The 23,231-nt window shown below is 55.2% G+C and carries 29 protein-coding genes and 1 pseudogene; 16 read left to right on the top strand and 14 right to left on the bottom strand.

Annotated features, from left to right (window positions below):
- Positions 1-669: ribonucleotide-diphosphate reductase subunit beta (locus tag UCMB321_RS11210; RefSeq protein ID WP_040066523.1), on the top strand; the 669-nt coding region annotated here is incomplete at its 5' end.
- An 88-nt stretch (positions 670-757) separates the two neighbouring features.
- Here the strand turns inward: UCMB321_RS11210 and UCMB321_RS11205 are convergent.
- The gene (locus UCMB321_RS11205; RefSeq protein WP_040066544.1) at positions 758-1,054 is read right to left on the bottom strand and encodes a hypothetical protein; all 297 of its coding nucleotides are present in this window, start codon (positions 1,052-1,054) and stop codon (positions 758-760) included.
- 506 nt (positions 1,055-1,560) lie between these two features.
- Here UCMB321_RS11205 and UCMB321_RS11200 point away from each other — a divergent pair.
- Positions 1,561-1,860, top strand: coding sequence for a type II toxin-antitoxin system TacA family antitoxin (locus UCMB321_RS11200; protein WP_245220782.1), 300 nt, complete (start codon positions 1,561-1,563; stop codon positions 1,858-1,860).
- On the top strand, positions 1,818-2,339 hold the full coding sequence (locus UCMB321_RS11195) for a hypothetical protein (protein WP_245220781.1): 522 nt from the start codon (positions 1,818-1,820) through the stop codon (positions 2,337-2,339). Before UCMB321_RS11200 ends, UCMB321_RS11195 begins: the two co-directional genes overlap by 43 nt.
- On the opposite strand, the pseudogene UCMB321_RS31730 reads toward UCMB321_RS11195, so the two are convergent.
- The 3 genes and pseudogenes from UCMB321_RS31730 to UCMB321_RS11185 form a co-directional block, all read right to left on the bottom strand.
- Positions 2,307-2,447 (bottom strand): annotated as a pseudogene (locus UCMB321_RS31730) (dihydrofolate reductase family protein); the annotation flags it as partial. The gene UCMB321_RS11195 and the pseudogene UCMB321_RS31730 sit on opposite strands and share 33 nt — an antisense overlap.
- A 125-nt stretch (positions 2,448-2,572) precedes the next feature.
- Positions 2,573-3,118 carry a riboflavin biosynthesis intermediates N-glycosidase gene (locus tag UCMB321_RS11190; RefSeq protein WP_040066522.1) on the bottom strand — a complete coding sequence of 182 codons (546 nt, stop codon included), beginning with the start codon at positions 3,116-3,118 and terminating at the stop codon, positions 2,573-2,575.
- A gap of 78 nt (positions 3,119-3,196) precedes the next feature.
- Complete coding sequence (locus tag UCMB321_RS11185) at positions 3,197-3,442, bottom strand: type II toxin-antitoxin system ParD family antitoxin (protein ID WP_040066520.1); 246 nt, start codon at positions 3,440-3,442, stop codon at positions 3,197-3,199.
- Between the two features lie 206 nt (positions 3,443-3,648).
- Here UCMB321_RS11185 and UCMB321_RS11180 point away from each other — a divergent pair, with 206 nt between their 5' ends.
- Together UCMB321_RS11180 and UCMB321_RS11175 are read left to right on the top strand one after the other, a co-directional pair.
- Positions 3,649-4,269, top strand: a complete 621-nt coding sequence (locus tag UCMB321_RS11180; protein ID WP_040066518.1) for an isochorismatase family protein — start codon at positions 3,649-3,651, stop codon at positions 4,267-4,269.
- 257 nt (positions 4,270-4,526) lie between these two features.
- Complete coding sequence (locus UCMB321_RS11175) at positions 4,527-4,832, top strand: NIPSNAP family protein (RefSeq protein ID WP_040066516.1); 306 nt, start codon at positions 4,527-4,529, stop codon at positions 4,830-4,832.
- 33 nt (positions 4,833-4,865) lie between these two features.
- On the opposite strand, the gene UCMB321_RS11170 is transcribed toward UCMB321_RS11175, so the two are convergent.
- The gene (locus tag UCMB321_RS11170; RefSeq protein WP_209437158.1) at positions 4,866-5,534 is read right to left on the bottom strand and encodes a dihydrofolate reductase family protein; all 669 of its coding nucleotides are present in this window, start codon (positions 5,532-5,534) and stop codon (positions 4,866-4,868) included.
- A gap of 185 nt (positions 5,535-5,719) precedes the next feature.
- Between UCMB321_RS11170 and UCMB321_RS11165 the strand changes: the two genes are divergently transcribed.
- The 3 genes from UCMB321_RS11165 to UCMB321_RS11155 all read left to right on the top strand — a co-directional run bounded on the left by UCMB321_RS11165 (position 5,720) and on the right by UCMB321_RS11155 (position 7,284).
- On the top strand, positions 5,720-6,316 hold the full coding sequence (locus UCMB321_RS11165) for an eCIS core domain-containing protein (protein WP_040066514.1): 597 nt from the start codon (positions 5,720-5,722) through the stop codon (positions 6,314-6,316).
- Positions 6,317-6,328: 12 nt separating this feature from the next.
- Entirely contained in the window at positions 6,329-6,742 is a 414-nt protein-coding gene (locus tag UCMB321_RS11160) for an SgcJ/EcaC family oxidoreductase (protein ID WP_040066511.1), read from the top strand.
- 239 nt (positions 6,743-6,981) lie between these two features.
- The gene (locus UCMB321_RS11155) at positions 6,982-7,284 is read left to right on the top strand and encodes a putative quinol monooxygenase (protein WP_040066509.1); all 303 of its coding nucleotides are present in this window, start codon (positions 6,982-6,984) and stop codon (positions 7,282-7,284) included.
- 73 nt (positions 7,285-7,357) lie between these two features.
- Here UCMB321_RS11155 and UCMB321_RS11150 read toward each other — a convergent pair whose 3' ends face one another.
- Positions 7,358-8,233, bottom strand: coding sequence for an AraC family transcriptional regulator (locus tag UCMB321_RS11150; protein ID WP_040066507.1), 876 nt, complete (start codon positions 8,231-8,233; stop codon positions 7,358-7,360).
- 139 nt (positions 8,234-8,372) lie between these two features.
- Between UCMB321_RS11150 and UCMB321_RS11145 the strand changes: the two genes are divergently transcribed.
- The 5 genes from UCMB321_RS11145 (at position 8,373) to UCMB321_RS11125 (ending at position 13,210) form a co-directional block, all read left to right on the top strand.
- Entirely contained in the window at positions 8,373-8,906 is a 534-nt protein-coding gene (locus UCMB321_RS11145; protein ID WP_040066505.1) for a carboxymuconolactone decarboxylase family protein, read from the top strand.
- Between the two features lie 389 nt (positions 8,907-9,295).
- A complete protein-coding gene (locus UCMB321_RS11140) occupies positions 9,296-10,477 on the top strand; it encodes an alpha/beta hydrolase (protein ID WP_245220780.1) in 1,182 nt (393 codons plus the stop codon).
- A 764-nt stretch (positions 10,478-11,241) separates the two neighbouring features.
- Positions 11,242-11,583: a DUF6124 family protein gene (locus UCMB321_RS11135; RefSeq protein WP_040066503.1), complete on the top strand. Its 342-nt coding sequence runs from the start codon at positions 11,242-11,244 to the stop codon at positions 11,581-11,583.
- 357 nt (positions 11,584-11,940) lie between these two features.
- On the top strand, positions 11,941-12,354 hold the full coding sequence (locus UCMB321_RS11130; RefSeq protein WP_040066501.1) for a hypothetical protein: 414 nt from the start codon (positions 11,941-11,943) through the stop codon (positions 12,352-12,354).
- Positions 12,347-13,210, top strand: coding sequence for a hypothetical protein (locus UCMB321_RS11125; RefSeq protein ID WP_040066498.1), 864 nt, complete (start codon positions 12,347-12,349; stop codon positions 13,208-13,210). The genes UCMB321_RS11130 and UCMB321_RS11125 overlap by 8 nt, the downstream gene beginning before the upstream one ends.
- Positions 13,211-13,480: 270 nt before the next feature.
- Here UCMB321_RS11125 and UCMB321_RS11120 read toward each other — a convergent pair whose 3' ends face one another.
- The 3 genes from UCMB321_RS11120 to UCMB321_RS11110 form a co-directional block, all read right to left on the bottom strand.
- Positions 13,481-14,185 carry a hypothetical protein gene (locus tag UCMB321_RS11120; protein WP_157015921.1) on the bottom strand — a complete coding sequence of 235 codons (705 nt, stop codon included), beginning with the start codon at positions 14,183-14,185 and terminating at the stop codon, positions 13,481-13,483.
- Positions 14,186-14,319: 134 nt separating this feature from the next.
- Complete coding sequence (locus UCMB321_RS11115) at positions 14,320-15,174, bottom strand: hypothetical protein (protein ID WP_040066493.1); 855 nt, start codon at positions 15,172-15,174, stop codon at positions 14,320-14,322.
- A gap of 9 nt (positions 15,175-15,183) precedes the next feature.
- Positions 15,184-15,798: a hypothetical protein gene (locus tag UCMB321_RS11110; protein WP_157015919.1), complete on the bottom strand. Its 615-nt coding sequence runs from the start codon at positions 15,796-15,798 to the stop codon at positions 15,184-15,186.
- A 327-nt stretch (positions 15,799-16,125) separates the two neighbouring features.
- On the opposite strand from UCMB321_RS11110, the gene UCMB321_RS11105 reads away from it, so the two are divergent.
- From UCMB321_RS11105 to UCMB321_RS11095, 3 genes are all read left to right on the top strand, one after another.
- The gene (locus UCMB321_RS11105) at positions 16,126-16,527 is read left to right on the top strand and encodes a GFA family protein (RefSeq protein ID WP_040066488.1); all 402 of its coding nucleotides are present in this window, start codon (positions 16,126-16,128) and stop codon (positions 16,525-16,527) included.
- A 373-nt stretch (positions 16,528-16,900) separates the two neighbouring features.
- Positions 16,901-17,314 (top strand): hypothetical protein, encoded by a 414-nt coding sequence (locus UCMB321_RS11100; RefSeq protein ID WP_040066485.1) that lies wholly within the window; start codon positions 16,901-16,903, stop codon positions 17,312-17,314.
- 173 nt (positions 17,315-17,487) lie between these two features.
- Positions 17,488-18,192: a hypothetical protein gene (locus tag UCMB321_RS11095; protein WP_040066482.1), complete on the top strand. Its 705-nt coding sequence runs from the start codon at positions 17,488-17,490 to the stop codon at positions 18,190-18,192.
- A 146-nt stretch (positions 18,193-18,338) separates the two neighbouring features.
- On the opposite strand, the gene UCMB321_RS11090 is transcribed toward UCMB321_RS11095, so the two are convergent.
- The 5 genes from UCMB321_RS11090 to UCMB321_RS11070 form a co-directional block, all read right to left on the bottom strand.
- Positions 18,339-18,758, bottom strand: a complete 420-nt coding sequence (locus UCMB321_RS11090) for a putative quinol monooxygenase (RefSeq protein ID WP_157015917.1) — start codon at positions 18,756-18,758, stop codon at positions 18,339-18,341.
- On the bottom strand, positions 18,751-19,818 hold the full coding sequence (locus UCMB321_RS11085) for a ferritin-like domain-containing protein (protein WP_040066477.1): 1,068 nt from the start codon (positions 19,816-19,818) through the stop codon (positions 18,751-18,753). The genes UCMB321_RS11090 and UCMB321_RS11085 overlap by 8 nt, the downstream gene beginning before the upstream one ends.
- Positions 19,819-19,837: 19 nt before the next feature.
- Positions 19,838-21,469 (bottom strand): GMC oxidoreductase, encoded by a 1,632-nt coding sequence (locus UCMB321_RS11080; protein ID WP_040066475.1) that lies wholly within the window; start codon positions 21,467-21,469, stop codon positions 19,838-19,840.
- The gene (locus tag UCMB321_RS11075; RefSeq protein WP_040066472.1) at positions 21,466-21,945 is read right to left on the bottom strand and encodes a hypothetical protein; all 480 of its coding nucleotides are present in this window, start codon (positions 21,943-21,945) and stop codon (positions 21,466-21,468) included. Before UCMB321_RS11075 ends, UCMB321_RS11080 begins: the two co-directional genes overlap by 4 nt.
- A gap of 184 nt (positions 21,946-22,129) precedes the next feature.
- Entirely contained in the window at positions 22,130-22,876 is a 747-nt protein-coding gene (locus tag UCMB321_RS11070; protein ID WP_040066470.1) for a hypothetical protein, read from the bottom strand.
- Positions 22,877-23,231: the final 355 nt, after the last annotated feature.

The following is a 23,231-nucleotide window of genomic DNA, read 5'->3' as shown; positions in this document are numbered from 1 at the left end:
TACCAGTACTGCATCGAATCGCTGGCCATGGATGAAGGCGAGATCTTCAACATGTACCACGAGATTCCATCGGTGGCGAAAAAGGCCACCTGGGGCCTGAAGTACACCCGTTCGATCTCCGATCCGGAATTCAAGACCGGCACCGTCGAGACCGACAAGGAACTGCTGCGCAACCTGATCGCCTACTACTGCGTGCTGGAAGGCATCTTCTTCTACTGCGGCTTCACCCAGATCCTGTCCATGGGCCGGCGCAACAAGATGACCGGCGTGGCCGAGCAGTTCCAGTACATCCTGCGCGACGAATCCATGCACCTGAACTTCGGCATCGACGTGATCAACCAGATCAAGATCGAGAACCCGCACCTGTGGGATACCGAGATGAAGGAAGAAGCGACCCAGATGATCCTGCAGGGCACCCAGCTGGAAATCGAATACGCCCGTGACACCATGCCGCGCGGCGTGTTGGGCATGAACGCGGCGATGATGGAGGACTACCTCAAGTTCATCGCCAACCGTCGCCTGAGCCAGATCGGCTTGAAGGAAGAGTACCCGGGCACCACCAACCCGTTCCCGTGGATGAGCGAGATCATGGACTTGAAGAAAGAGAAGAACTTCTTCGAGACCCGCGTGATCGAGTATCAGACTGGCGGGGCGTTGAGCTGGGATTGATGCAGGTATTCACCTTGGGTGAATAGACTGGACAATCGAAAAGCCCTGAACTTGTTCAGGGCTTTTTTGTTTGTGTCTGGGCACTGCGTTATGAAGCCATGCGCTTCGCTTCCAGCCCTCGCGCTTCGATCACGTCGAACACGTCACTGGCATCCTGTAGCAACAGACGCGAAATCGCGGCGATGTTTCCCAGGTCTCGCGGATCGCTATCGCTCAGTCGGCTACAGGTGAACAAGGTCATCAACTTGTTGACCGCCCGCATGCGCTCGCTGACGCAGGCGTGCAGATCAACCAGCGGGGCATGGCGATCAATGTAGAGAACGGGGAATTGGGTGGAGACGCTGTCCATCGGGACGAAGCGCCTGGAGGGGTGCTCGCTATTCATGCTGGAACTCCTGATCATGAAGAATTCCATATGTCGTCAGGCTGCGAAACCCGGCTCTCCGGGATCAGCCGGGGAACAGACCCAAGCTTGAGCGCCCCACTCCATCGAAGCAATTCGCCAAAGCCGTCAGATAGCTGTCGAATTTTCCGACCACTAGGTAGGCACAGGGTACAACAGCACGGCCATCGGTATCAGAAAGCGAAATGCTCGGAAAAATCCGTTTTTCTGTAAGCACCTTCCGAACGTCTTGGACGTCAATCCACCCAACCCACGCCGCCAAAAGTCTTTGTTTCAGCAGGTGTCGACGTGTGGACGCCTACAAAATCCGCGTGCAATCTACACGTGCATCAACGCTTGGCAGGCATCAACAATCGAACACAACTCAAGGCAAGACTCATATATCAATGAGATACACAGGACTTACATCTGCTATACAGGAATGCTACGATTGTGCCGCAGGTCTGCTCAGCCTGCCGACGATAGAGAGCGCCCCCATAGAGGGTTTCATGATGCTGAAGACCAGCCCCCCAGAACCGACGAAAGAAAAGCCCGTACCCATCAATATGCGGGCAGACATCAAGAAACGAAATTTGATTGATATCGCTGCTGCCTTATCAGGCCGTGACCGTACCAGCTTCATTCTGGAAGCAGCCTGCCAGAAAGCGGAAGAGGTCATTCTGGACAGGCGGTTGTTCGTACTCGATGAGGATGCGTTTGACTCATTCGAGCAAGCTTTGGAATCCAACCCGGTGCGAGGGAACCAGTGCCTGCAAAAACTCCTGGCAAGGCCAAAACGCTGGAGCTGAGTGCCCCAGCAAGGTTAAGTGAACAACACGATCTGAACGATTTCGATTGTGGTGAAAGCTCGATCAATGAGTACCTCGTCAAAAAAGCACATAAGGCCCAAGCCGCCAAACACGCGGTGGTCTATGTGATTTGCCTCAAAGGTACCCTGAAGGTCGTCGGTTACTACACCCTGTCCAACGGATCAGTCATGCGCGCATCCGTAGTGCCGAAGAGCCGACAACGTAATTCTCCCGGGCAGCACCCTGTCACCATCATTGGCCGAATGGGCATCAGCCTCATTGCTCAAGGTAATGGTTACGCCATCGACCTGCTGCAGGATGCAATTGAGCGGTGCATCAGCGCATCCGAGACAGTGGGTTCAACCGCTGTGCTGGTCCATCCCTTGAACGACAGGCTCGCGGATTTTTATGCCAGACATGCAGGCTTCATCCCCTGCCCCAGTGTCTCACCCATAACAATGATGCTGCCGTTGCAATGAATATCGAGTTGCCCTAGAGCGCGCGTCAATCCCCTCGAACAGTCGCTCTCCCCCGCCCAGCAGAACCGGCGAGATAGCGACGTGCAGCTCATCGATGAGGCCCACACGAAGACATTGCTGAAGTCGTCAGATATCTGCCATGGGGTCGACTGGACTTGGCTCCGTACGCCCCCTTGAAATACCTCTGGCGGCCCCTGAATCCGGAGCACTTCGGCGCTGGTGCCACGGGCTAATTAGATTTCGTCACGGACCTGCATAAGCGCGAAGCCCAACAGATTCAGCCCACGCCACAGATCGGGGTTGTTCGCGTTTTCATCGTCCTGAGCGAGCCCAATCCCCCAGATGCTATCTACGGGACTGGCCTCAACGATAATGCGAGAGCCGGTCTCCTTGAGGAAAGCGCTCAACTCCGGGTTTTGGGAGAACTTGGCCTGGTTGGCCCGAACGACAATCGCATATCGATGTTGCAGCCAAACCTCATCGTTGAATCCGCGCACGTTGCGGCCAAGCGTTTTGGCGGCGTTAGGGGTGGGAGCCAGAAGCACTTGAGCACGAACTTCCTGATCGCCGAATAAGGCAGCCTTCTCGGCCATCATGAAATGCTCAGCCGTTGGGTAACATTGCCCCTCGACGATGAACTCGGCGTTGAACCACTGGCTGAAGCACGAAGCAGTGATACCCTTCTTGCTTCGTTGGTGCCCCCAGAAAAAGACATACTCTAGCGCCGCTCCAGAGTTGAAACGGGAGCGGAGATCTTCGAGGTATTTGGAGTCGTGCAATGGAGCTTCCTTAGCGACTAGCTGCTGACGTAATAGGTTTACCACGATGTGCCGGGTAAATCTCGATTGAAGCGTTTTTCAGCCATGCGCAGTCAACATTCTCTTTTTGAATTCGTCAGCGTTGAATCGGCGAGGCTCCCCGCTCGACTCACCGTCTATCAACGCAGCACGAATAGCCTCAAGTTCAGCGCTACGCCCCTGGTCGCGCCGGATCAGGTCGCGAATGTATTCGCTGTCGTTGGTGTAACGGCCAGCGTCGATTTGCGCCTTGATCCAACCGTCTTGCTGATCAGTCACAGTGATGGTTTTACGCACGGCTCCCATGATTTAGCCTCCAGAAGGTGATCAATAGCACTCAGATCATCATACTATTGGTGCGATATCGCGCTTCGTGGAGCGTCATGTCAAAGCGTGTCCATTCCCACGACGTGGCCCATCAGCTTTCCTTGAGGCTTGTCAGGGACCTCAGATCTTTGCCTAATTGTTCTCGGATTATAATGTCAAGGCATTCCGCCCCGGAGAGCCTCGCCATGAACTCGCCCCATCTTTACGAACGCCTGACTCGCGAAAATGCCATCCTGCTACTGGTCGACCATCAGGTTGGCCTTTACACCGGCGTGCGCGACATCGACACACTGGCCCTCAAGCACAACGTCGTCGGCCTGGCCAAGGCAGCGCTGGCGCTGAAGGTGCCGATCATCGTCACCACGACGACCGAGCAGATGTGGGGGCCGCTGATCCCCGAACTCGCCGAAGCGCTGCCGGGCGTGCAGCGCATCGAGCGCACCACCGTCAACGCCTGGGACGAGCAGCGCGTCGTCGATGCCGTCAAGGCGACCGGCCGCAAGAAACTGATCGTGACGGGTATCTCGACCGACGTTTGCCTCGCTTTCCCGGCGATCTCGGCCATTGCCGACGGCTACAACAGCTATGCAGTGATCGATGCTTCCGGCGGATTCACCCAGACGCAAGTCGACATGGGCGTGGCGCGCATGCTGCAGGCCGGCGTGATCCCCGTCGGTTACTCGAACGTCGCCGTTGAGATGCTGGCCGACAACGCCGCGCCCGAAGCCGAGGCCGTCTACGCTGCGCTCGGCATGCCCTTCGCCGGCCTCGTGTATGGCTTGAAGCAGTACTTCTCGCACCACTGAGCGCCTACCGATCCACCACCAACACCTGCCAAGCGCCCCGAACACCCGGGGCGCTCTTCTATGTCCGCTATGGAGTTGTGGATTCAACCGGTCGCGGCAGACAGGAATCGGTCATTAACGGCCTTTCAACTCATCACGACAGCCCAATCCAACTTTCAAAAGCCATTCCGGCGACAACCGCCCCATAGTGGCAATCGACGATTTAGCTTGTGCCATGTATAGAATAGAGATTCGCCCACTTCCAAAGGAATGATCGAGTGATCACTTGTCACGTCAAGTATGTAATCGACCCTTACCACGTCCCTGCTTTCGAAAGCTATTCGCGGCGCTGGATACAGGTCGTGACCCGCATGGGAGGACACCATCATGGCTATTTCCTGCCCGCAGAAGGCGCTAACAACATCGCATACTGCCTATTCAGCTTCTCCAGTCTTGCAGATTACGAGCGATATCGTAAGGAAGCTGAAACGGATCCAGAGTGCGTTGAACTGGTCGCTCAAGCTACCGAGCAAAAATTCATACTGAGCTACGAACGAAGCTTCCTTCGCCCCGTACTTGATTGAAAAATGACTCACTTAGCGCGCTGCAGCCGGTTGTTAGCCGTCACTGTGCCCTTGGCGTCGGAGTACAACATGGGTGGCGTTCTCCGACGCGACGAACTCAACGCATTCGTATCCTAGAGCGCGCGCGTCAATCCCCTCGAACAGTCGCTCTCCCCCGCCCAGCAGGACCGGCGAGATAGCGATGTGCAGCTCATCGATGAGGCCCGCACGCAGATATTGCTGGATAGTGTTAGTTCCGCCGCCAATGCGCACATCCATGCCGTTGGCTGCGTCACGCGCCTGGTCAAGCGCCTCGTGAATACCGCCCGTGACGAAATAGAAGGTCGTTCCGCCCTCCATATGGATGGGCGGGCGCGCGTGATGAGTCAAGATGAAAGTGGGAACGTGATAGGGTGGGTTGTCCCCCCACCAGCCTTTCCAGTTCATGTCGGGCCAGGAACCGCGAATCGGCCCGAACATGTTTCTTCCGAGAATCCAGGCGCCCACATTCTTGAAGCCCCGCGCGGCGAAGTCGTCATCGATCCCCGTTGTGCCACCATCGACGCCAAATAGGGTCCGTTGGAACGTGCGTGTCGGGACCAACCAGCGGTGCAAATCTGTCCCGCCCACGCCGAGCGGATGACTCATGCCCTGATTCGGACCCGCTCCGTATCCGTCAAGCGAGATCGTAAAGCCATTAACTCGGACGCGTGTCATTTTCATGCCTTCCTTTGGGAAAAGTGAGACAGGTTTATTTTAGGTAGAAAATGAATCTGTCACCCTTGCAGTCGCAGGAAAGGTGGTCTGTCGCTTATTGGGAGCGCTTAGTTCGGGACTACGCTAAAGCTACGCGGGGTCGTCGATCAAGTGACCCATTGTTCGCGCTGCATCCGCCCCTGGAGCGCCCAATGCCGCCCATCATCACGCGCCTGGTGGCGCTGTGTATTCTTTGCCTGACTCTTGAAGTCCCAGCCCAGACCAATGCCTGCCCAGTTGGCGAAAAACAAGTGTGCCTGGATAGCTGCATCTGTCTGCCAGACCTGGGACCGCTGCTCGGCCCCCTGCCTAGTGGTATCTACCGGATCGCGGCACCTGCCCTGGCGCTGTGGCTGACCCAAGCCCGCGCTGAAGCAGCCAAATCCGGCACCCGTCCCATTCCACCGCACATCCGGGAGCAACTGCTGCGCTGGTACGCCCCCAGCGTCCTCGATGCCGCGCGCTACACAGTCAGCGACAACAGCCAACTCAGTGCCGCCAATGCCATACTGCAAAACCCCGATGTCGGTGCCGTGACGCTGATCGACATCATTGTCTTCCAGGACGCTCAAACCGCAGAACAGAACGTCGCGCTCTGGGCCCACGAATTAAAGCATGTGCAGCAGTATCAGGAATGGGGGGTAGAAGGATTTGCCCAGCGTTATACACAAGACTTCAATGCTGTGGAGGCACCGGCTTATGCCATACAGGCTGAGGTCAGACGCTCGGTGCGGAAAGAAACTGACTGAAGGGTCGCAAAGATGAAAAGACCTGAAGATGCACCCGGTGCGTTCCAAGCGGCTTGGAACAGCCACGACATGGTGGCTCTCGGTGGCCTGTTCGATCAAGATGCGACGTTCGTGAATCGTTTCGGCCACTATGTCCGGGGCATTGAAGAGATCGTGGCGCTCCACGTTCCCATTCACGAAACGATCTATCGTGACTCTACGCTCCAGAACGAACTCATCGATATGGCTCATATCGCCGACGGGGTGGCAGTCATACATTTCTGGAGTCGCCTGGCGGCCGGCGCCGCTCACCCGGCCGGACCACACGCAGTGGATACGCTGATTCTCGCCGTGCTGACGAGACAGGACGAGATCTGGCGCATTCGAGCGCTGGAGAATGTGACCCTGACAAACCCGCGGACCGGTGAGGCGATCTTGCGCGATTAGCGAAACCTCGGGCGATGGAATAACAGGTCGCCCTTGCAAAATGTCGAGCGGCAACGTGAAACCTTGAACTTTGAAACGCCGGCCGATCGCTTACAACAGCTTGTTGCGTCGGCCGGTTGAGCCCGCCCTGCTCCAGCTTGCTGTATAAGGCGAAATCATGCTTTCCTGCCCTGACGATCACACTGATAGCCTGCACCAATGTGCAATCAAATTTCTGAACACCGGCATGGAGCATGTTTATGTCTAATGAAGTGAAGCTAGTCATTTTGATTTCTACGCAGGCGGGGCGAGGACAAGAGCAAATTGATGCATTTGAAAAACTTGCCCCACTTGTCAGAAATGAAGAAGGGTGTCTGCAATACGACCTTCATAGGGTCGCCGACAATGAAGACCAATTTGTTTTGATCGAGCGATGGGCGTCGAAATCAGCCCTGGAAGCTCATGACATTACGCCTCATATGATTGCAGCTGACGCATACAGTCCGACCTTCAGGGCAGGCCCCGCGACCGTTTTGCACCTTGGATCAACGATCCCGGCCTAGTGCGATCGAGCCGCTCCGTCATCACGGTCAGATGCTTGGGGTCGATAGCGGCCCCCACCTCCATAAAAAACCTTCAGATGCCCACCTCCTCCAAGCTTTTCGCCAACCACCCCCGTGGCGACAGGCCGACCCTGGCCGTAAAGGCGCGCGACAGTGCCGATGGATTCGCGTAACCCAGTTCCTCCGCCAGCAGCTTGATCGGTTGACCTGCGCGCAGCCGTCCTTGGGCCAGTGCCATGCGCCAGTCGCCCAGATAGTCAGCGGGCGTCTGGCCGACCACCTCGCGAAAGTGGTTGGCGAACGCTGTGCGCGACATGCCGGCGCATCCGGCCATGCGCTCCAGCGACCAGTTCTCCCCGGGCGCCTCGTGCATGGCCACCAGCGCGCGGGCCAGGCGCGGGTCCGACAGCCCGGTGATGAAGCCGGGGCGCACGCCGGCTTCCTGCGGGTGATCGAGCAGCCAGCGCATCAGTTGAATCACCACCACTTCGAAGATCCGGTCGACCAGCAGACGCTGTCCGCAGCGCGCGTGATCGACTTCGGCGAACAACAGTTCGAGCGCCAGCTCCAGACCCGACACCCGCGCCAGCGGTATCGCCACTAACGCCGGCAGCGCCCGTGCCAGCGGGTTGTAGGCGCCACCGTCGAAATTCAGCCGCGCGCAGGTGAAGTCGGAACCTTCCTCGGGCGGGTTGTGGAAGCGATGGGTAACGGGGCGTGGATACAGCAGCAGGGTCGGTTCATCGAAACGCATCGAGGCGGGCAACTCACCTCTGCCCGGATGGCGCACCTCCAGCTCACCGCGACGCAGCACGTGCAGGTAGCCATGCCCCTCGCGGGCGTCGAAGTGGCTGATCCCGCACAGCGCACCCGAGTGATGGAGCTCGGCCTGGACGCGGAAGCGTTCGAGGATGCCGGAAAGACGGTCAAGAGGCGGCAGATTGCTCATATGAACCAATTGGTATGTTTGTCGGACGTATTGATCCCAATCATACAGAACGTCTTCTTATACTGCGACCTCGCGTTACCCGGCGGGGTTAACCCATCCATCCCCTCGCCGGTTGTTTTCCCAACCTTAGGAGATAGCCATGTCCCGTGTCAGCCTTCAAACTCAAAACGCCCCTGCCGCCAGCCAGCCGCTTCTGGCGCAGATCCAGCAAGTCTTCGATGCCACCCCGAACATGTTCAAGGCGGTGGCCAATTCGCCGGCGGCCTTGCAGAGCATGTGGGGTGCCTTTGGTGCATTGGGCAAAGGCAAGCTGGGTGCAAAACTGGGCGAGCAGATTGCCGTGGCCATCGCCAATCGCAACCGCTGTGAATACTGCCTGGCGGCCCACACGGTGCTCGGCCAGAAGGCCGGTGCCTCAGCCGCCGACATGTCGGCAGCGCAGGTCGGGCTGTCCACCGATGGCAAAACTGACGCGGCACTGACCTTCGCTCTCAAGGTGGTCGAGCATCGGGCACAGCTCAACGACGCCGATGTGGCGAACCTGCGGGAAGCGGGCTTTGATGATGAGCAGATCGTCGAGCTCTTGGCCCATGTGGCGTTGAATCTGTTCACCAACTACATCAACGTCGCCCTGGATGTTCCGTTGGACTTCCCCAGGGTTGCCCTGAAGTAAACCCGGCTGAGCCTCGTCCGGCGCCGGGTGGGGCTCATCTCCATGCGAAAGGTCGGCAGCATGATCGACGACAAAATCGAAACCAGCGACTGACTCAAGACCGACCAGCCTCTCCGTTCTGCGCGGCCACGTGGTAGTGGCAGTGGGCGAAAAGCGGGACAAATTTATTTTACGCAGAATCCGACCTCGGCTAACCTCCGCGTCCCCGCAGGTGGCCTTCAGCCAAAATCCGTTGTCCAGGGTAGAAAATAAATCTGTCACCTTTTCATTTCAGAAGGGATGCTACTCAGCAGGTAGTCATACGGACTCCTTGTTTATGTAAAACTAAACTACCTGCTCTCAAAAGCCACCTATACTTGCACAGCCCCTCCCCTTTCAGGTTCAAGAATATGGACATTTTTTTTGCAACCAAACCGGAAAAATTATTCTCTCTAGTACTCGCATCACTCCTGCTTAGTAGCTGCGCATCAGTAAAGCCTCCACCCGAACCTAAACCTTCCGCCATACCAGAGGCTGAAACTGTTACTTTATCAGAGAAAATCAATTACGGCCTTGAGCAATACGCTGCAATAAAAGTTAAATATGCGACCAACAGAAGAAAAAATGCAGAGGGTGGTTTCCTGCCTGAAATCGACACGTCTAAAAATTCTTTATCATACGGTCAAGAGGTCGTATTAATCCCACTCGCCAGAGAGCGTGGGAGCTATAAAGACTCCCACAGCACTTTTTTTAAAATACTGATGAAGGCCGGCCTCAAAGATGAAAAAAACGACCCTATCATCTCAATCGAGAGCAGCCAATCCCAGGCACTATCCGAGGCTGATTTTTTCAAAAGCCTCAAGGCTGACGACCAGCTGAGCAAGGGAGATATTCTTCTATTTGTGCATGGATTCAACGTCAAATTCGAAGACTCAATCAAGCGTGCCGCTCAAGTATCTTACGACCTAGACTTAAACCTTCAGACATTCGTCTTTAGCTGGCCCTCTATTGGCGAACCTTTAAAGTACAATCGTGACTTCGGTAGAGCCATTGACTCAACTGATGACTTCAAGAACTTCCTTTCAAAGCTAGCCGCATCAAACAACGGAAAAAGAATACATATTTTGGCACACAGCATGGGATCAAAAGTTGTTATACCAGCACTGACCAGTCTTTACGCTGAAAATCACAAATTTTTCAAGCAACACTTTGGAAATATAATACTGGCAGCGCCTGACTTTCCACGAGAAACCTTTTTCAAGACCTACAAGGACTCGTTTGCAGATTTTGGTCGAACGACAATCTACATGTCATCAGATGATAGAGCACTTAAACTCTCATCCAGCTCCTACATGGCAGATCGTGACATGTTAGGTTTTAGTGGGCCCGCCGGCTTTTTTTATCCAGGCATTGACTCCATCGACATTACCCAAGCACTTAGTATAGAGGACATTTTAGGGCATTCAAAATATGGAAATTCAAGCCGAGTACTGGGAGACATGCACTATATGATTGGAGAGAACTTGAGAGCCAACAAAAGATATGGCTTCCACGTTATCCCCCCAAATAAATACTGGGTTCTTCAACCCTAAAACGACTGTAAGGCGTGACGTAAGCCGAGTCACGCCCACACATGGCAATGTCCTCAGACCTCAGGTAACGACCAGAGAACCGCCCTAGCCTATAGCCCAAGCGGTATGAAGGTCCCTGATTTTTGGTTTCGGCTGCCATGCTGCTGACCTCGCTGTTGAGATTCCATTCTTCGCCCATTTAAATTGGTGCGATTGTTCAGACCAGCTTTACAGATGATCCGCAGAAGCGCCTGATGGAAACCCAATTGGGCTCATTGTTCTTTATCAGCAGATCGCAGATTGGTTTTCTGGAAGCCTTGGAGGACGACTCCCTCGACGTGGTCCTTCATCGAAGTGCCCTTACGAGCGCGCCCACCTCAGTTCAGCCCTCCAGATCCACAGCGCTTCCTGACAGGAATCATTTTTTACTCGTCCCCGGACAACCAGTTCTTTCGCGACCTGCAAGAGAACTCTCTTTCCCTTGACTGAAATTTCCTAGAAAATCCTGACCGCTTGCGCCTGCCCGCACCGGTGGCTATCTTCGAGTTATCACTGCATATCAGTGACAGGGTTTGGTAGCCCTCGGTGTAACTAGGCGCAAAGCGCCACCTTGAGCAAGGCGCTTTTTTTCGGCCTCAGCTTTTATGGTGGTCGTGCGCAGGGCGTCCGCGGACGCGCCGGGTTCCTAGTGCACCGGTCTACCAACCTGCGTACGGCCGCCACCCTTAAATCGTTTGGTAGCGATGGTGACGGCTCCAAAACATGCACTTGGAGTACCTCGTACTATGTTCAAGCCTACCCCCAACCCGCCCCCAACCTCCAACGTTGAAACCATCGACCCTCGTATTGCCGACCGGGTTTTGTCTCACTACAACCTCGGTCCGGACGCAGGCTCGAAACCCGCCCCAAACAAAGTACTGCATGACCATCTACCTGACCCCAGGCATCAGGAAGAGGCCCTGGTCAACGTCTACTCGATTCTGCAATCCGCTGCGGCCACGGCCTATGAACACGCTGACAACCAGACCGGTTCACACCGCAAGGTGGCGATGGGTGTGGTGCATCTGATTGAGCTGGCACAACTCAAGATGGACTCGGTGCTGAATGAGCAAGCAGTCAGCGTCTGACAGCCCTCAAACGAGAGAAGAACGGGAAGCACTACTTCCCGTTCATTTGAGTATGAAGCTCAATAGCCGCATCAGCCCTATTAGGCGATCGCCTGACACCAGCTCAGGCCGAGAAAACCGAACGTCGTGTCCGGGATTAGTTGACCACTACAGGCTGTGTCCAACCATTTCCGGGATAGCAAGCAGATCCGCGTTACCCCATAAAAATTTCGCCCGCCGCCGCATAAAATTCAACGCTGCTTGAAGAAATATGCAGGGGTATCCACAGCCACTGAAAAACACGTCTATATTGTTTTTCAAACCCAAGCTCCACGGTGCTCAACGACTCACAGCAAGCCTCATCAGCAAGGATGCGCAATGCACAACAGCCCGGACATAAAGTCAATCAAGACCGGCGAGTGGTTCATTGCAATTGGCACAGGCTTTTTGGCAACCGCAGTGCTATCGGGCTGCAGCGTCATCAACATTTATGACCATGGTGCCTTGGTTCAGACCTATTACGGGCTGCCCATCTACACCATCGACACCACAGAACCTCAAAAAACTCTTTTTTTGGAAAGTCGTGGCGTTGGGATTATCAGTGGCCCGACTGGCTTCTCCATCGGCTTCAGCAAAGAAACATTCCTGAGCCTACCCACCGGTCAATGCGCGGCTGTGTTCATCAATAGCAGCGCCGAAGCCATCAACGCGTTAAGGACCACACTTGAAGCGGCCGGGGTCGACATCAACACCCTGTGCCTCTACCCCGACCGAGGAGCCCGCCATGAATAAATACATCCTAACCACAAGCCTTCTGATCAGTGGATGCTCACCCTTGCAGCAAGCGCCTCTGGTGTACACCTCCAAGCAGGTACTGGGTATTGATATTTCAGCGCCAACTACTGAGTCGACGGGCGTCAGCATGAACCTAGGATTCAAGAACATCGATGCCGCCTATGTTCCATTGGCCGTGTCCAAAGCGGCTGAAGGTAATAATGCATTTGAAATCAAACCCGTCTATGCAACTTATGGCGAAGGCCCCCAAGCGGGGCAAACCGGTACAGCCCCGGAGCAACAACAGACCGTATCGAAACTGACAAAAGAACTGGCCGTAAAAGACCAACAGGTAACGCTGCTGAAATCGGCGAAAGCCCAACTTCTCGAACACAAAACCCTGATTGAAAATGGACCGACCCCAGGCAATAAACTGCTATCTGAGCGGCTGTCTGAACTGGTCTCATTACCCCCAAACGTAGAAACCAAGCTCAAATCCAACCAAACACTGACGCCTGTGGAAGTACAGCAAACCCTTATCCCCGTGGACGAGGGTATCAAGACGTCAGAAGCCGCAGTGGCTCAAAAGCAAAAAGAGATCAGCCAAGCGCTGAGCATCACCAAGCAGGACGCCATGTCTGTATTCGGAAGCTTTGATTCAGGGATTAAAGGCGACAGCGCCTCAGGCGTTTCACATCACCTGGGGAAAATGTTTTCCACCGGCGTTGCCGCACAAAACCTGACGCAGGGCCTGCAGCGATATGCTGTTCTGGAGCAATGCCTGAATCTGATCAAAAGCACGACGGACGAGACACAGAAAAAAAACCTGATTGCCATGTGCAACAGCTCGATTGGCACAACCGAAGCTAAATGAACATTGCGCTCGGGCTCGCACGCGAGCCTCCCCCCTCTTATGGAAGCTGGCCATTTCAGCAGCCAGCAAGAGGTCGCCCCAAAACTGTCTATCATCAAGACATCGAGAAGATAGAACTAAGCGTCACGAAATTTATGGCACACCACTCTCGATGACTGAAGGATGGTGGGTGCGAACACCCGGGGATCACTCTGTGAGCCCCCCAGGCAATCCTGATGTCCATTCCATCCAGGTGCGCCGTCATCTTTCAGCCAATTCCCGTGAAGTTTCTCACGGCGTATTCATCAAATCGTCTGCCGGTGTTCCATCGGCGGTCTTCATAGACGTGGCGCAGGCATAAAAGTCGAAATCGAAACCCTCGAAATAGCAGGCTGGGCCATGGACTTGGGCCTTGAGCGGGCGCGGGTCCCCTTTTCGCTTGAACAGCATCTTGCCCGTGACCAGGTTAAAGTCCGTGTCGACCACCGCGACGAGATCGTGGTCCGGTTCGCCGCTGTCACTCGCGCGGTGGAGCTTGATACCAATAAGGCGAAGCCTCCCATCGGCTTGCTGCTTGAATTGATAGCCTCCCCAGGCGCCCTTTATCGCATCCAGATCGATGAACAAGCTGCCCCGTTCAATACGGGCGGTGGCTTCAAGGTAGCCACTCGAGACGACCTTGGTCTGAGCGATGACTCGCAGAGAGCCATTGGTGTCGTGTGCCAGCAAGGCTATTTGAAGGCTCATCAAGGGCTCCGTGTGCCTGATGGTGATGGCCTGCACTTCACCTATTCCAGACAGTTCGCCGGTGGTGGCTCCGCTCACTGAACCACCATCGTGGGCCAGGAATGTCTCAAGTGCCTTCAAGTCGGCGAAGACCTGGCCCTGCTTGATGGCGGTCTGGATATCGTCGGATTGCGCGAGCGCACTACCGCTCAAAAAGAGTGAACTGATCAGGAGGAAGAACGCGGCTTTGACACAGTAGCGGGTAGACACCATGAGATCCTTTCGACGTTGCCTATGAATTTTCATTTCGTGCCTGAGCTTCCAGGCAGTGGTACTGGGTTGAGTCACTGATGGCGTTCAATGTTGAACTGGATCGGGAAGCCAGGCCTCCCGTTCCGCGGGCGTCACTCCACCGTTTTGATCGTCCACTTCCCGTACCATTTGAACGGGCCGTTCCCGATATACTCGACCGGCACAAACAGTCCATACGTCTCCAGGTAGGCGTAAGTGCCGATGCCTTTCCCCCAGTCGTAGTCCTTGCCCGTGCAATTGAGCACCTTTGCGTTACCCATCAGGCTCGGGTGATAGGCGCTGGCAGGCCGTTGCGATTCAACGTTACACGTGAAGCCGTAGTCCTCAGGTACCTTACGTTTATCGTAGGTGGTGAAAGGTATCTGCACGGTGTATCGAAGCTGGGCACCGATAGGCATCGTCGCCCAGTCGCCCTCGAATCTGAGGTCAGTGGCAGGTGCACGGTCGTCGACGATGACTCCATCCCTTTCATGCCCATAGAGGTTGGAGTTACTTTTGCCCAGGGTCATCAGGCCTCGGAAGCTGACCTTGACCTCTTGGATTCTCGAGACTTTATGGCGCTCGACCAACAGCTTGCCCGCCTCGTTCGACTCGTAGAGTGTGTCGCTCCCCAGGCGCCCCAAGCCATAGGGCCCTGGTCGGTTTGCCTCGGCCATGTCGTTGAACACCAGTTGCAGGCGCTGGATGCTTTTCTCCGGCTTGGGCATGTTCAATGCCTCGATGGCCTTCACGATCGAGGGCGCGATCACCGGTGCCGGCAATTTAAAGGGTGATTGCTCGCGCCCTTCATAATGCGCGTACTGGTCCAGTGACTGCTGTCTGCCGCATGCTAACTGAAGCAGTTGGCGTTCATCAGCGTCCAGACTGCTCTGGCCATTGGGGCCGGGTTTTGCCTGTATCTCTCCAGCAATGACGTGACTGTTCGCGCCCAGGTAGAAGACACTCAAGGGGGTGAGCTATTGCAGTGAACAGTTGGCTGTCCACCGCTGTCGTGACTGCCGATACAAGGCCTCTTTGTCGGGCGTCAGCATTTCGCTGGCCGGAACTCGGGCGCTCCAGAACGTGACCTCATCACCCCTCACCTTCAGGCTGGCGCGGTCGATCAGTTGCCAGTCCTGATGGTCGGGTGTTGCGAATGCGCGCCAGTCGGGGGGGGCGGTCTGAGCGCAGACTTGTTTAAGTTGCGTGCTCTGCAGGTACTGCTTTTTTTGTTCGGCCGGTATTTGTCCGAACGCCTCGGCACGCGCTCTTGGACCATCAGAGAACGGCACCATTCCCCTGGAAGTACGAAAGAGCATCTGTACAGTGGGCTGACTGCAATCGGACTCGAAACTCGCCAGATAGCGGTGTTCCCGTCCCGGCGGCGTGATCACGACATAACTGATCAGCCCCCCTTCACGCACGATTGAGCTCGGCTCTGGGGTCTCGTTCAAAACAGCGTTGAACACCTCAAGCCCTGGCGAGATTGCCGGCGGCGTGGGTTCCCCAAGCCCGGTGGTTTGGCATCCTGAAAGCGCCAAGGTGAGAGTGAGCAATGGAAAACAGCTAAAGCGGTGAAACGTGGCATCCATGCGAGCGTACTTAATCGATAGAAAGATGGCACTTTAACATGAATGCAGCTCCGTCACTGAGGGGGCGGCGGCGCCAGCTTCAGCGCCCTGGTGCGGAATTGCACTCCACATGACCACCTGTTTGCATTCGACCTGACTCGTCATTTGCATTGCATCTGGCCAGCGATTGCATCGGATTTAACCATCTCGCTTCATGACCATGATCGTCGGAGAACTGCACATTACTGCCGATGACGGCGACAGGCAGTAATCAGCCAGAAGCGGTCGGTCGACACCGAAACTGTTCGCAGGTTAAATTGCCGTCTTCATTGTCAAACGGCATCCAATATGGCCGACATCTTTCAGGGCAGCTGCCTTTGCGGCGCCGTCAGATACGAAATCCACTCACGACCAAAAGCCCTTTCTCACTGCCATTGCAGCCAATGCCGCAAAAGCCATGGAGCAGCGTTTGCCAGCTACGGCAGCGTGTTGCGTAGCGACCTGCATCTTGCCCAAGGCGCTGATGGCATCAAGTCGTACCAATCCTCTGAATCAGTCATTCGCCAGTTCTGCGCCGAGTGCGGTTCGTCGCTGTTCTGGTCGAGAAGCCAAGGTGAGTACGCCGAGTGGATCTCGATAGCGATGGGGACGCTGGACTCCATGTTCACGTCCGACAAGCAGAAACATATAGAGGTGATGTCCAAGGCAACATGGTACGAAATTCAGGATCATTGGCCACAGTTCCAGTAACCGTTTTGGGCGATTTCAGCCTGTCACGAATGCCCGTAATCGACCCAAGTGGACATTATCGAAAGTACCGCGTCTCACCCTGCCTGGAACAGTGACTGTATGAAGCGCCTAGGTTGGGCTTGCTAAAAATATGTTCTCGTAGCGGAAACTTAGTGTGGGGGGCTCAGTCTGTATGGATAGTGGCATGCTGCCATGCCGCATTGATACAAACGGGTGTGCGAAGCTGCCCTTTCTACCTAGGCTTGATCAAGGAGTTCGAGATACCAAACTATTCATACTTTCTATCGTATACCAATAAATCAATCGCTCCCGCATGGTCGCGTGAGCCTGATTATTTTGCCAGTGATCTCGAAACCTCCCGTAAGGAACGTTCATGAAATTCAAGGTGGTTCTGCTGGGTTCAATTCTATTTGCTTCTTCGCTGCATCCAGCCTTTGCCGACAGTTGCAGTGAAAATATTACAGGCGGTTACGATTGTAGATACGACGATGGTACAACCTCAACCAGCCGTGCGAACATCATGGGTGGACAGGATACGGAGTACAGTGACGGTCGCCGCTCAACCAGCAGAGCGAACATCATGGGTGGGCAGGATACGGAATACAGTGACGGTCGTCGCTCAACCAGCAGAGCGAACATTATGGGTGGGCAAGATACGGAATACAGTGACGGTCGTCGCGCAACCAGCAGAGCAAACATCATGGGTGGACAGGATACGGAGTACAGTGACGGTCGTCGCTCAACCAGCAGAGCGAACATTATGGGTGGGCAGGATACGAGCTATTAGAAAGTGACTGCTGCGTATCCCCGGACTACCGCAAGCCTCCGCTCGCACAATCCACATTTGGCCCAAGCGGTTCAGTTTTCAGCCGGTAGGCCGGGTCAGATTTTCATCGGTACTGACAACAATCTGGTTAAACTGCCGACGCCTTGTATGGACACTCGGAATGAATCACCCTCATGAAAAAAATCACCTCACTGTCGCTCCTGCTCCTGACCTGCCTGCCATTGCCAGGGTGGGCAGGCTGGTACGAGGTTCGCAACTACACCGGAACCCTGGGCAGCCATTCGGTGCATATGTCGCTGCAGACGTATGTGTGGTTGCTACAGAATAATCCCGGAAAGGTCGATGGCAGTTATTACTATGATGAGCATCGCATTCCGATTGCCTTGCATGGCAAGCAACAGGCTGAAAACCAACTGGAGCTCTGCGAAGAGCCTGACAAAAAGTGCCCCATCACACTGACTGTGACTGACCAGGGTGCGAGCGGGACCTGGAGTGATGGTAAGCGGACCTTGCCGATCAACCTGCAACAGGTGGGCCGCCTGGATAACACCGGCGAGAACAACCAGTTGCTTGAAGGCAACGTTGAAATCCCGATGTGGTCCCACACCAAGGATCGCATGTTCCTGGGCGTGTACGGCGTTCAGGCCCCAGCAGAAACATACCAAGAGCCCTACGTCACGATGAAGTCGATCAAGGAGATTGAGATCAAAACAGGCAGACTGCTACGGACTCTGGACACAGATGACATGGCCGGCTTGTTAATGACACCGATCTATATGAACGTCGAGGCTTCGATACAGAGCAACGGTGTGAACTTGCTCATTCAGCATGGCGGCGGTCGGATGGGTTACGACGAGGACCGGGTTATTCCGGACTAGCCAACACATTTTCCGATCTTGTACCGCTGCGCCGTTCCGGCGGCCTCGGTGCAACGCATCAATGATGTCGGAGCGGCCTCGCCCTTCAGCAACCGGAGGCGGACCTGCCGCTTTGATTGGCAGCAGGCCCGGCAAGTTGCACCGGCTTAGTCGGCGGCGTTGCGGATAAAGCCGGAAACGCGGCTAAGGGTCGCATTTTTGGTAATCGGCCACCCCGGCCTTTCGGGGTCCTGCTTGAAGTACTTGCCATATCCCTTCAGGAAGGCCTGGAAAACCGGACCATTGACGTGGCGGCTGAAGGCGACTTCGTCCTTGTAGATTTCCAGGAAGATGACTTCATTCTGTCCCGCCAGTGGAATCAGCGGTGGCGGCGGTTCGATCGGGTTGTTACTGGAGTCGAGTGGCCCAGGTGCCTGCAGGTGAACCAGGTACATCAAGGTGTCAGGCTCCACCGCCTTGACTTTGTCAGCCAAGCTGTCCAGCTCGCATTTCAATTGTGTCGGGCAGCCATCCAGCAGTTCCCAGCGGGAGATCAACGTGATCATGTTTTTTTCCTTTTCAGTCAACTGCGGGTTCGACCCATTCGAAGGAGGGAGCGCCATTGCGCCCTTCGGGGTCGTTTGCGATAGGCGTCGCCACCATTTTCAGGGCGGTAGCGGTCATATCGTGCATGCTGTTTAGGATGGCGGTATACATCGCACCGGATGCGCCGTTGAGCGCCTCGGCAATCTGGTACAGCATCAGCGAGTAGAGGCGGTTGAACTCGTCATTGAGTGTCGACATGGCAGGGTCGGCAACGTAATCCGTCGACTTGGGATTGGCCTTGATCGGATAAACCTCGCTGTAGTCAACCTCAAACGCAGGGCCGGTGGGGGGCTGGCGGGGATTATCTCCCGGCTGATAGTGACGGCCGAACTGGATTTCTCGAAAGCGAAAGAAATGGGCCACTTGCTCCGGCTGGCCGAAATAGTCGTGGTCGTCGTCATACACTTCATGGCGGACGCCTTCACCCTGAGTAACGATGACCTGGATAGCACGCTGGGCCGACTCCAGATCATTGATTATTATCGGTCTGCCGCCACCGCTCCAATAGTAGTTCAAACCCAATTGGTGTTCGGGATTGCCATTGAAGACAGCTGTTTGACCGTAGACCTCACAGAGGGATGCTAGCTTTTTGGCAATCTCATCGTAGAACTCACCGATGGTGTAGCCCGGCACATCAAGCTTCAGGGCAGCCTTGAGCTGGGGCCGCTCCCGCCACCCCTCAGGCAGTTCGATCTCGGCAAATATTTCGATGTTGTCCGGACTGAATGGGGCAAGATTGGCCTCGAACTCCCGATCCTTGAATCTTTTTCCATCGAACTTGAGTGTCAAAGGAAAGGAAGGAATGTTTTCTGCAGTGAAGGTCGTCCTGCCACCGATGGCAGAAAGTAGATTTCCCGCGAGAGACAAGTGCAGCATCTCCTCCATCATCACGCTGCGGAGGATGTTGGCAGCAACCCGGTTCTTGCCAGGCTTAATGCTGATCAGTGCCGTCATGTAGAGGGGGATGGTGGACAGTTCGAGGGTCATGGCGGTGTGCAGCCAATGACTCAGCTTACTTTTTTCCTGTTCCAACGTATTCATATGGATTGACCTCGCTTTGTCATGGTTGCACCGGCGCTGCCAAGCGCTCGCCCAGTCGTAACGCCAGCGCCGTGAGCGTCAAAGTTGGATTGATCGCTCCAGTGTTGGGAAATGCAGCGTTCGAGCAGACATACAGGTTGTCGACGCCGAAGAGCTTGAGGTTTTTATCGATAACCCCCTCTTGCTCGTTGTCTGACATGCGGCAGGTGCAGGCCGCGTGATCGGCACGCCAGGAGATGGAGGGGGGCCCGGAGAGTGTGGCGCCCATTGCCTCGAATATCCTGCCCACATGGGCGCCGATCTCCTGCATGCGCGTGTTGAAATCCGCCGACTGGGAATAGTCCACAATGGTTTCCTGCAGGCCAATTCGGTTACGGATATCGAGATTCATCACCCGGTTCTTGTAATCACTGGGGATTTCAACCATGCCATGGATCTGAACCTGAGCCGAACCTTTCACCGCGTTTTCGATGTCCTGCCGCAGCATGCCGTTTTGCATCATCTGGGCGATGCTCAACGTCTTACCGTTAACCAGGGGCATGAACGAGCTAGGCGGGTTGATCAGGATGAACTTCCCCTTGGCCTGCTCTTGCGGACTGTCGAAGTAGCGGCTGCACAGCGTTGGGAAGTCCATTTCAGGCTGCAACCACTCCGGGTTGCTGTTGACAGTGGCGGTGAAGACGAAATAAGGGTGGGTGACGAAATAGCGGCCTACCAGGTCATGATCGTTGCCGATGCCGTTGGGCCAGTACTCTGAGCACGAGCGCAACAAAAGCTTCGGCGTTTCAATGGCGCCACCGGCCACAATCACCGTATTGGCTTCAATGGTGAGGTGTTGGCCGCTCATCTTGTCCAAGTAGGTGACACCACTGGTGCGGTTCTTGGACGACATGATGACTTCTTCGACCACGCAATTGTCCATGACTCGGAAGTTGGGGAAATTGCCCCAGTGGGTCATGTCGTTAAGAAAGTTCGGGGCAGCGTAGCGTGCGCCAAATGGACAATACTTACAGGTGCCAGTGGTCTTGCAAGGGGCGTGGCGGGAAGTGGTGTTGGTGATACCGTGACGGGCGATCGGGACATTGGCCGTGCTCATCCCGAGCGCAGTCATCGCACTGTGGACGGGCTGGTCTTCCAGCGTGTAAGGGAAGGCGGGAAAAGGATAAGGTGCCGAACGCGGCGGGTCCTGGTTTTTGGAATCACCAGAGACGCCAATATAGCACTCTGCCTGGTTGTAGAAGGGCTCCAACTCGGCGTAGTTGATCGGCCAATCAGCACCTTGGCCAGTATTGCTCTTGAGTTTGAAGTCTTCTGCCTTGAGCCGGAAGCTCCACCCCCCCCAATGGATGGTGGATCCACCATAGGTCATGACTCTTGCGCCGGCCAGCGGGACCAAGGTAGCGCCGATATTCAGGTTCTCACCGGGGGCGTCGCGTTCCGGGTAGTTAAGGTCGTTGTACTTGTAGTAGGGCAGCTTTGAGTATGAGCTGCCGGAGACCATGAAGTCATCCCAAAGAGCCTGGTCTTGCATCTTGACCTTGGCACCCGCCTCAAGGATCAAGATAGCGCGAGTGGGATCAGCTTGCAGCAGACGGTTGGCCAGAGCCGTGGCGGCCACGCCGGAACCTATAATCAGGACGTCGGTATTCATTTTGCCGCCTCCTCGATCGTTCTATAGGGAGCAGGCTCACCCGGGATGAAGGCACCGGCAATATAACCGGGATAATTGACAGCGCCGGTAAACGCCTTGAAGCCGCCTTGCGAGACCTGGAATGCAATGAACTCGTTGGAGACCTTCTGACGTGTCAAGGCCAGCGGTGTTTCCGGCGGAGCCTGATTAGCGGCCGTGTCGGTAAACAGCGTCTTATAAGCATCTGCCTTGCCCATACTCTTGACCAACTCGTCCAGCGTTAGCTTGGCGTGGCTATAAATACTCCTGTATTCGGGATGCAGCCTGATGCGATTGTCCATAAAGACGAACAACCGGGATTTGAACTGCTGCGGGTTGTCCAGATTGCCCCAGAAACTGCAGATTTGCTCGAACAGTTCGAACATTGCCTCATAAATTTCTGTAGCTAAGGGCTGGACGCCCAGGTTAGCCGGGTGGTTGACCTGTTGTTGGTACATGCGTGATTTCCTCCATGACAATCTGTCGAATAACCCGCCACAGGACGCTATGCGCTTCATGGCAGGGTCGGACAAATAGCGCATCAGCGTGATCGGCTTGCCCAGTGAGCTTGCAGGGCGTTGGAGCCGGAACTCGCATCGAACAAGCCGACTGAGAACATGTAGTTGGCCATCATGGGCGCTCCTACAGCAGCCTCTCGACGATGTTCAGCTGATACAACTCTTGTGGATTGGAAGTGAGCGAAAAGGTGTATGACTGGCTGAAGAAGTCCTCGTCATCGCTCACGTCGATAGGCCAGCCTGGGTATTGATTACCCTCGCTATCGAACACCCACATGAACTTGATGTTGTAGTCGGTCGAGGAGTCCGATCTGTACACACCGCCCGCCACCAGCGTTCCGTTGCTGTAACGGGCAAAAGCCATCACGATCGGCGAGCCCGGATTGATTTCATCTGGTACCGGTGAGTCGCCCTGCATGATCCGCGTCCATGCCTGCATTCCACCGGCAGGTAGAACCATGGTTGCGGCGTGTTGAGGAGCCGGTGTGGCGGTGACTGCAGCTTTTTGGGCGCCTGCTTGTGTCACGGTCAGCGTGTAGTTGTAATTGTTTTCACCGACGGGCTGCGGACTGCTTATTTCGCAGATCAGGCCAGACTCTTGGCCTAGCGTGACGTACGGCACCCAGGAACCTGGCTCTGATCCTGAATTGATCACACAGTAGATGTCAGGGTTATCCGTTAGATAAAGCGTAAAGAACACATTGCCATCGTTATCCCACAAACCGGTCGTCACAGGCCCTGCGGTGGCGGGGGTGAAGACTGTAATTTGTCCACCGTAGCTGCCGCCGCCGTTGGCGCTTTCGAATGACACACCGATGTCGAGGCTGCTGGAAACGGTGAAATTGCACGTGAGATTTGAGTCGGAAGACATGATTCACTCCTTGAAATCACGGTGGGGTATGGCCATAAAAACTCCGTGGCCAAAAGGCAGTGTAGTAGCAATTTGCCTCGTGTGAGTGTCCACCTGAATCCGATCGAATTTAGTTAGCTCCTTGATGAGTAGGACCACATTTTCTTGCAGACTCTCGATTAACTATCCCAACCGAGCTCTCGGTAGGGCGTTTTGCCTTGTTCCGGGAAGTCCGCTTGGTATTCCCCCTGCCCATGTACGAATAAGCGAGAGATGAATTCACCGACCACATCGCGTCTGCTTAAGCACTGTCGCGAGCAAAAAAGGCGTCCGGATGAGCGAGTTGCAGTTGTGTAGACTTTCCGGAAGAAATCTC

It is taken from the genome of Pseudomonas batumici (assembly GCF_000820515.1).
In the GTDB taxonomy this organism is placed as follows: Bacteria; Pseudomonadota; Gammaproteobacteria; order Pseudomonadales; family Pseudomonadaceae; genus Aquipseudomonas; species Aquipseudomonas batumici.
Note: the sequence above shows the minus strand (reverse complement) of the source record. Positions and strands in the feature narration are given on the sequence as shown.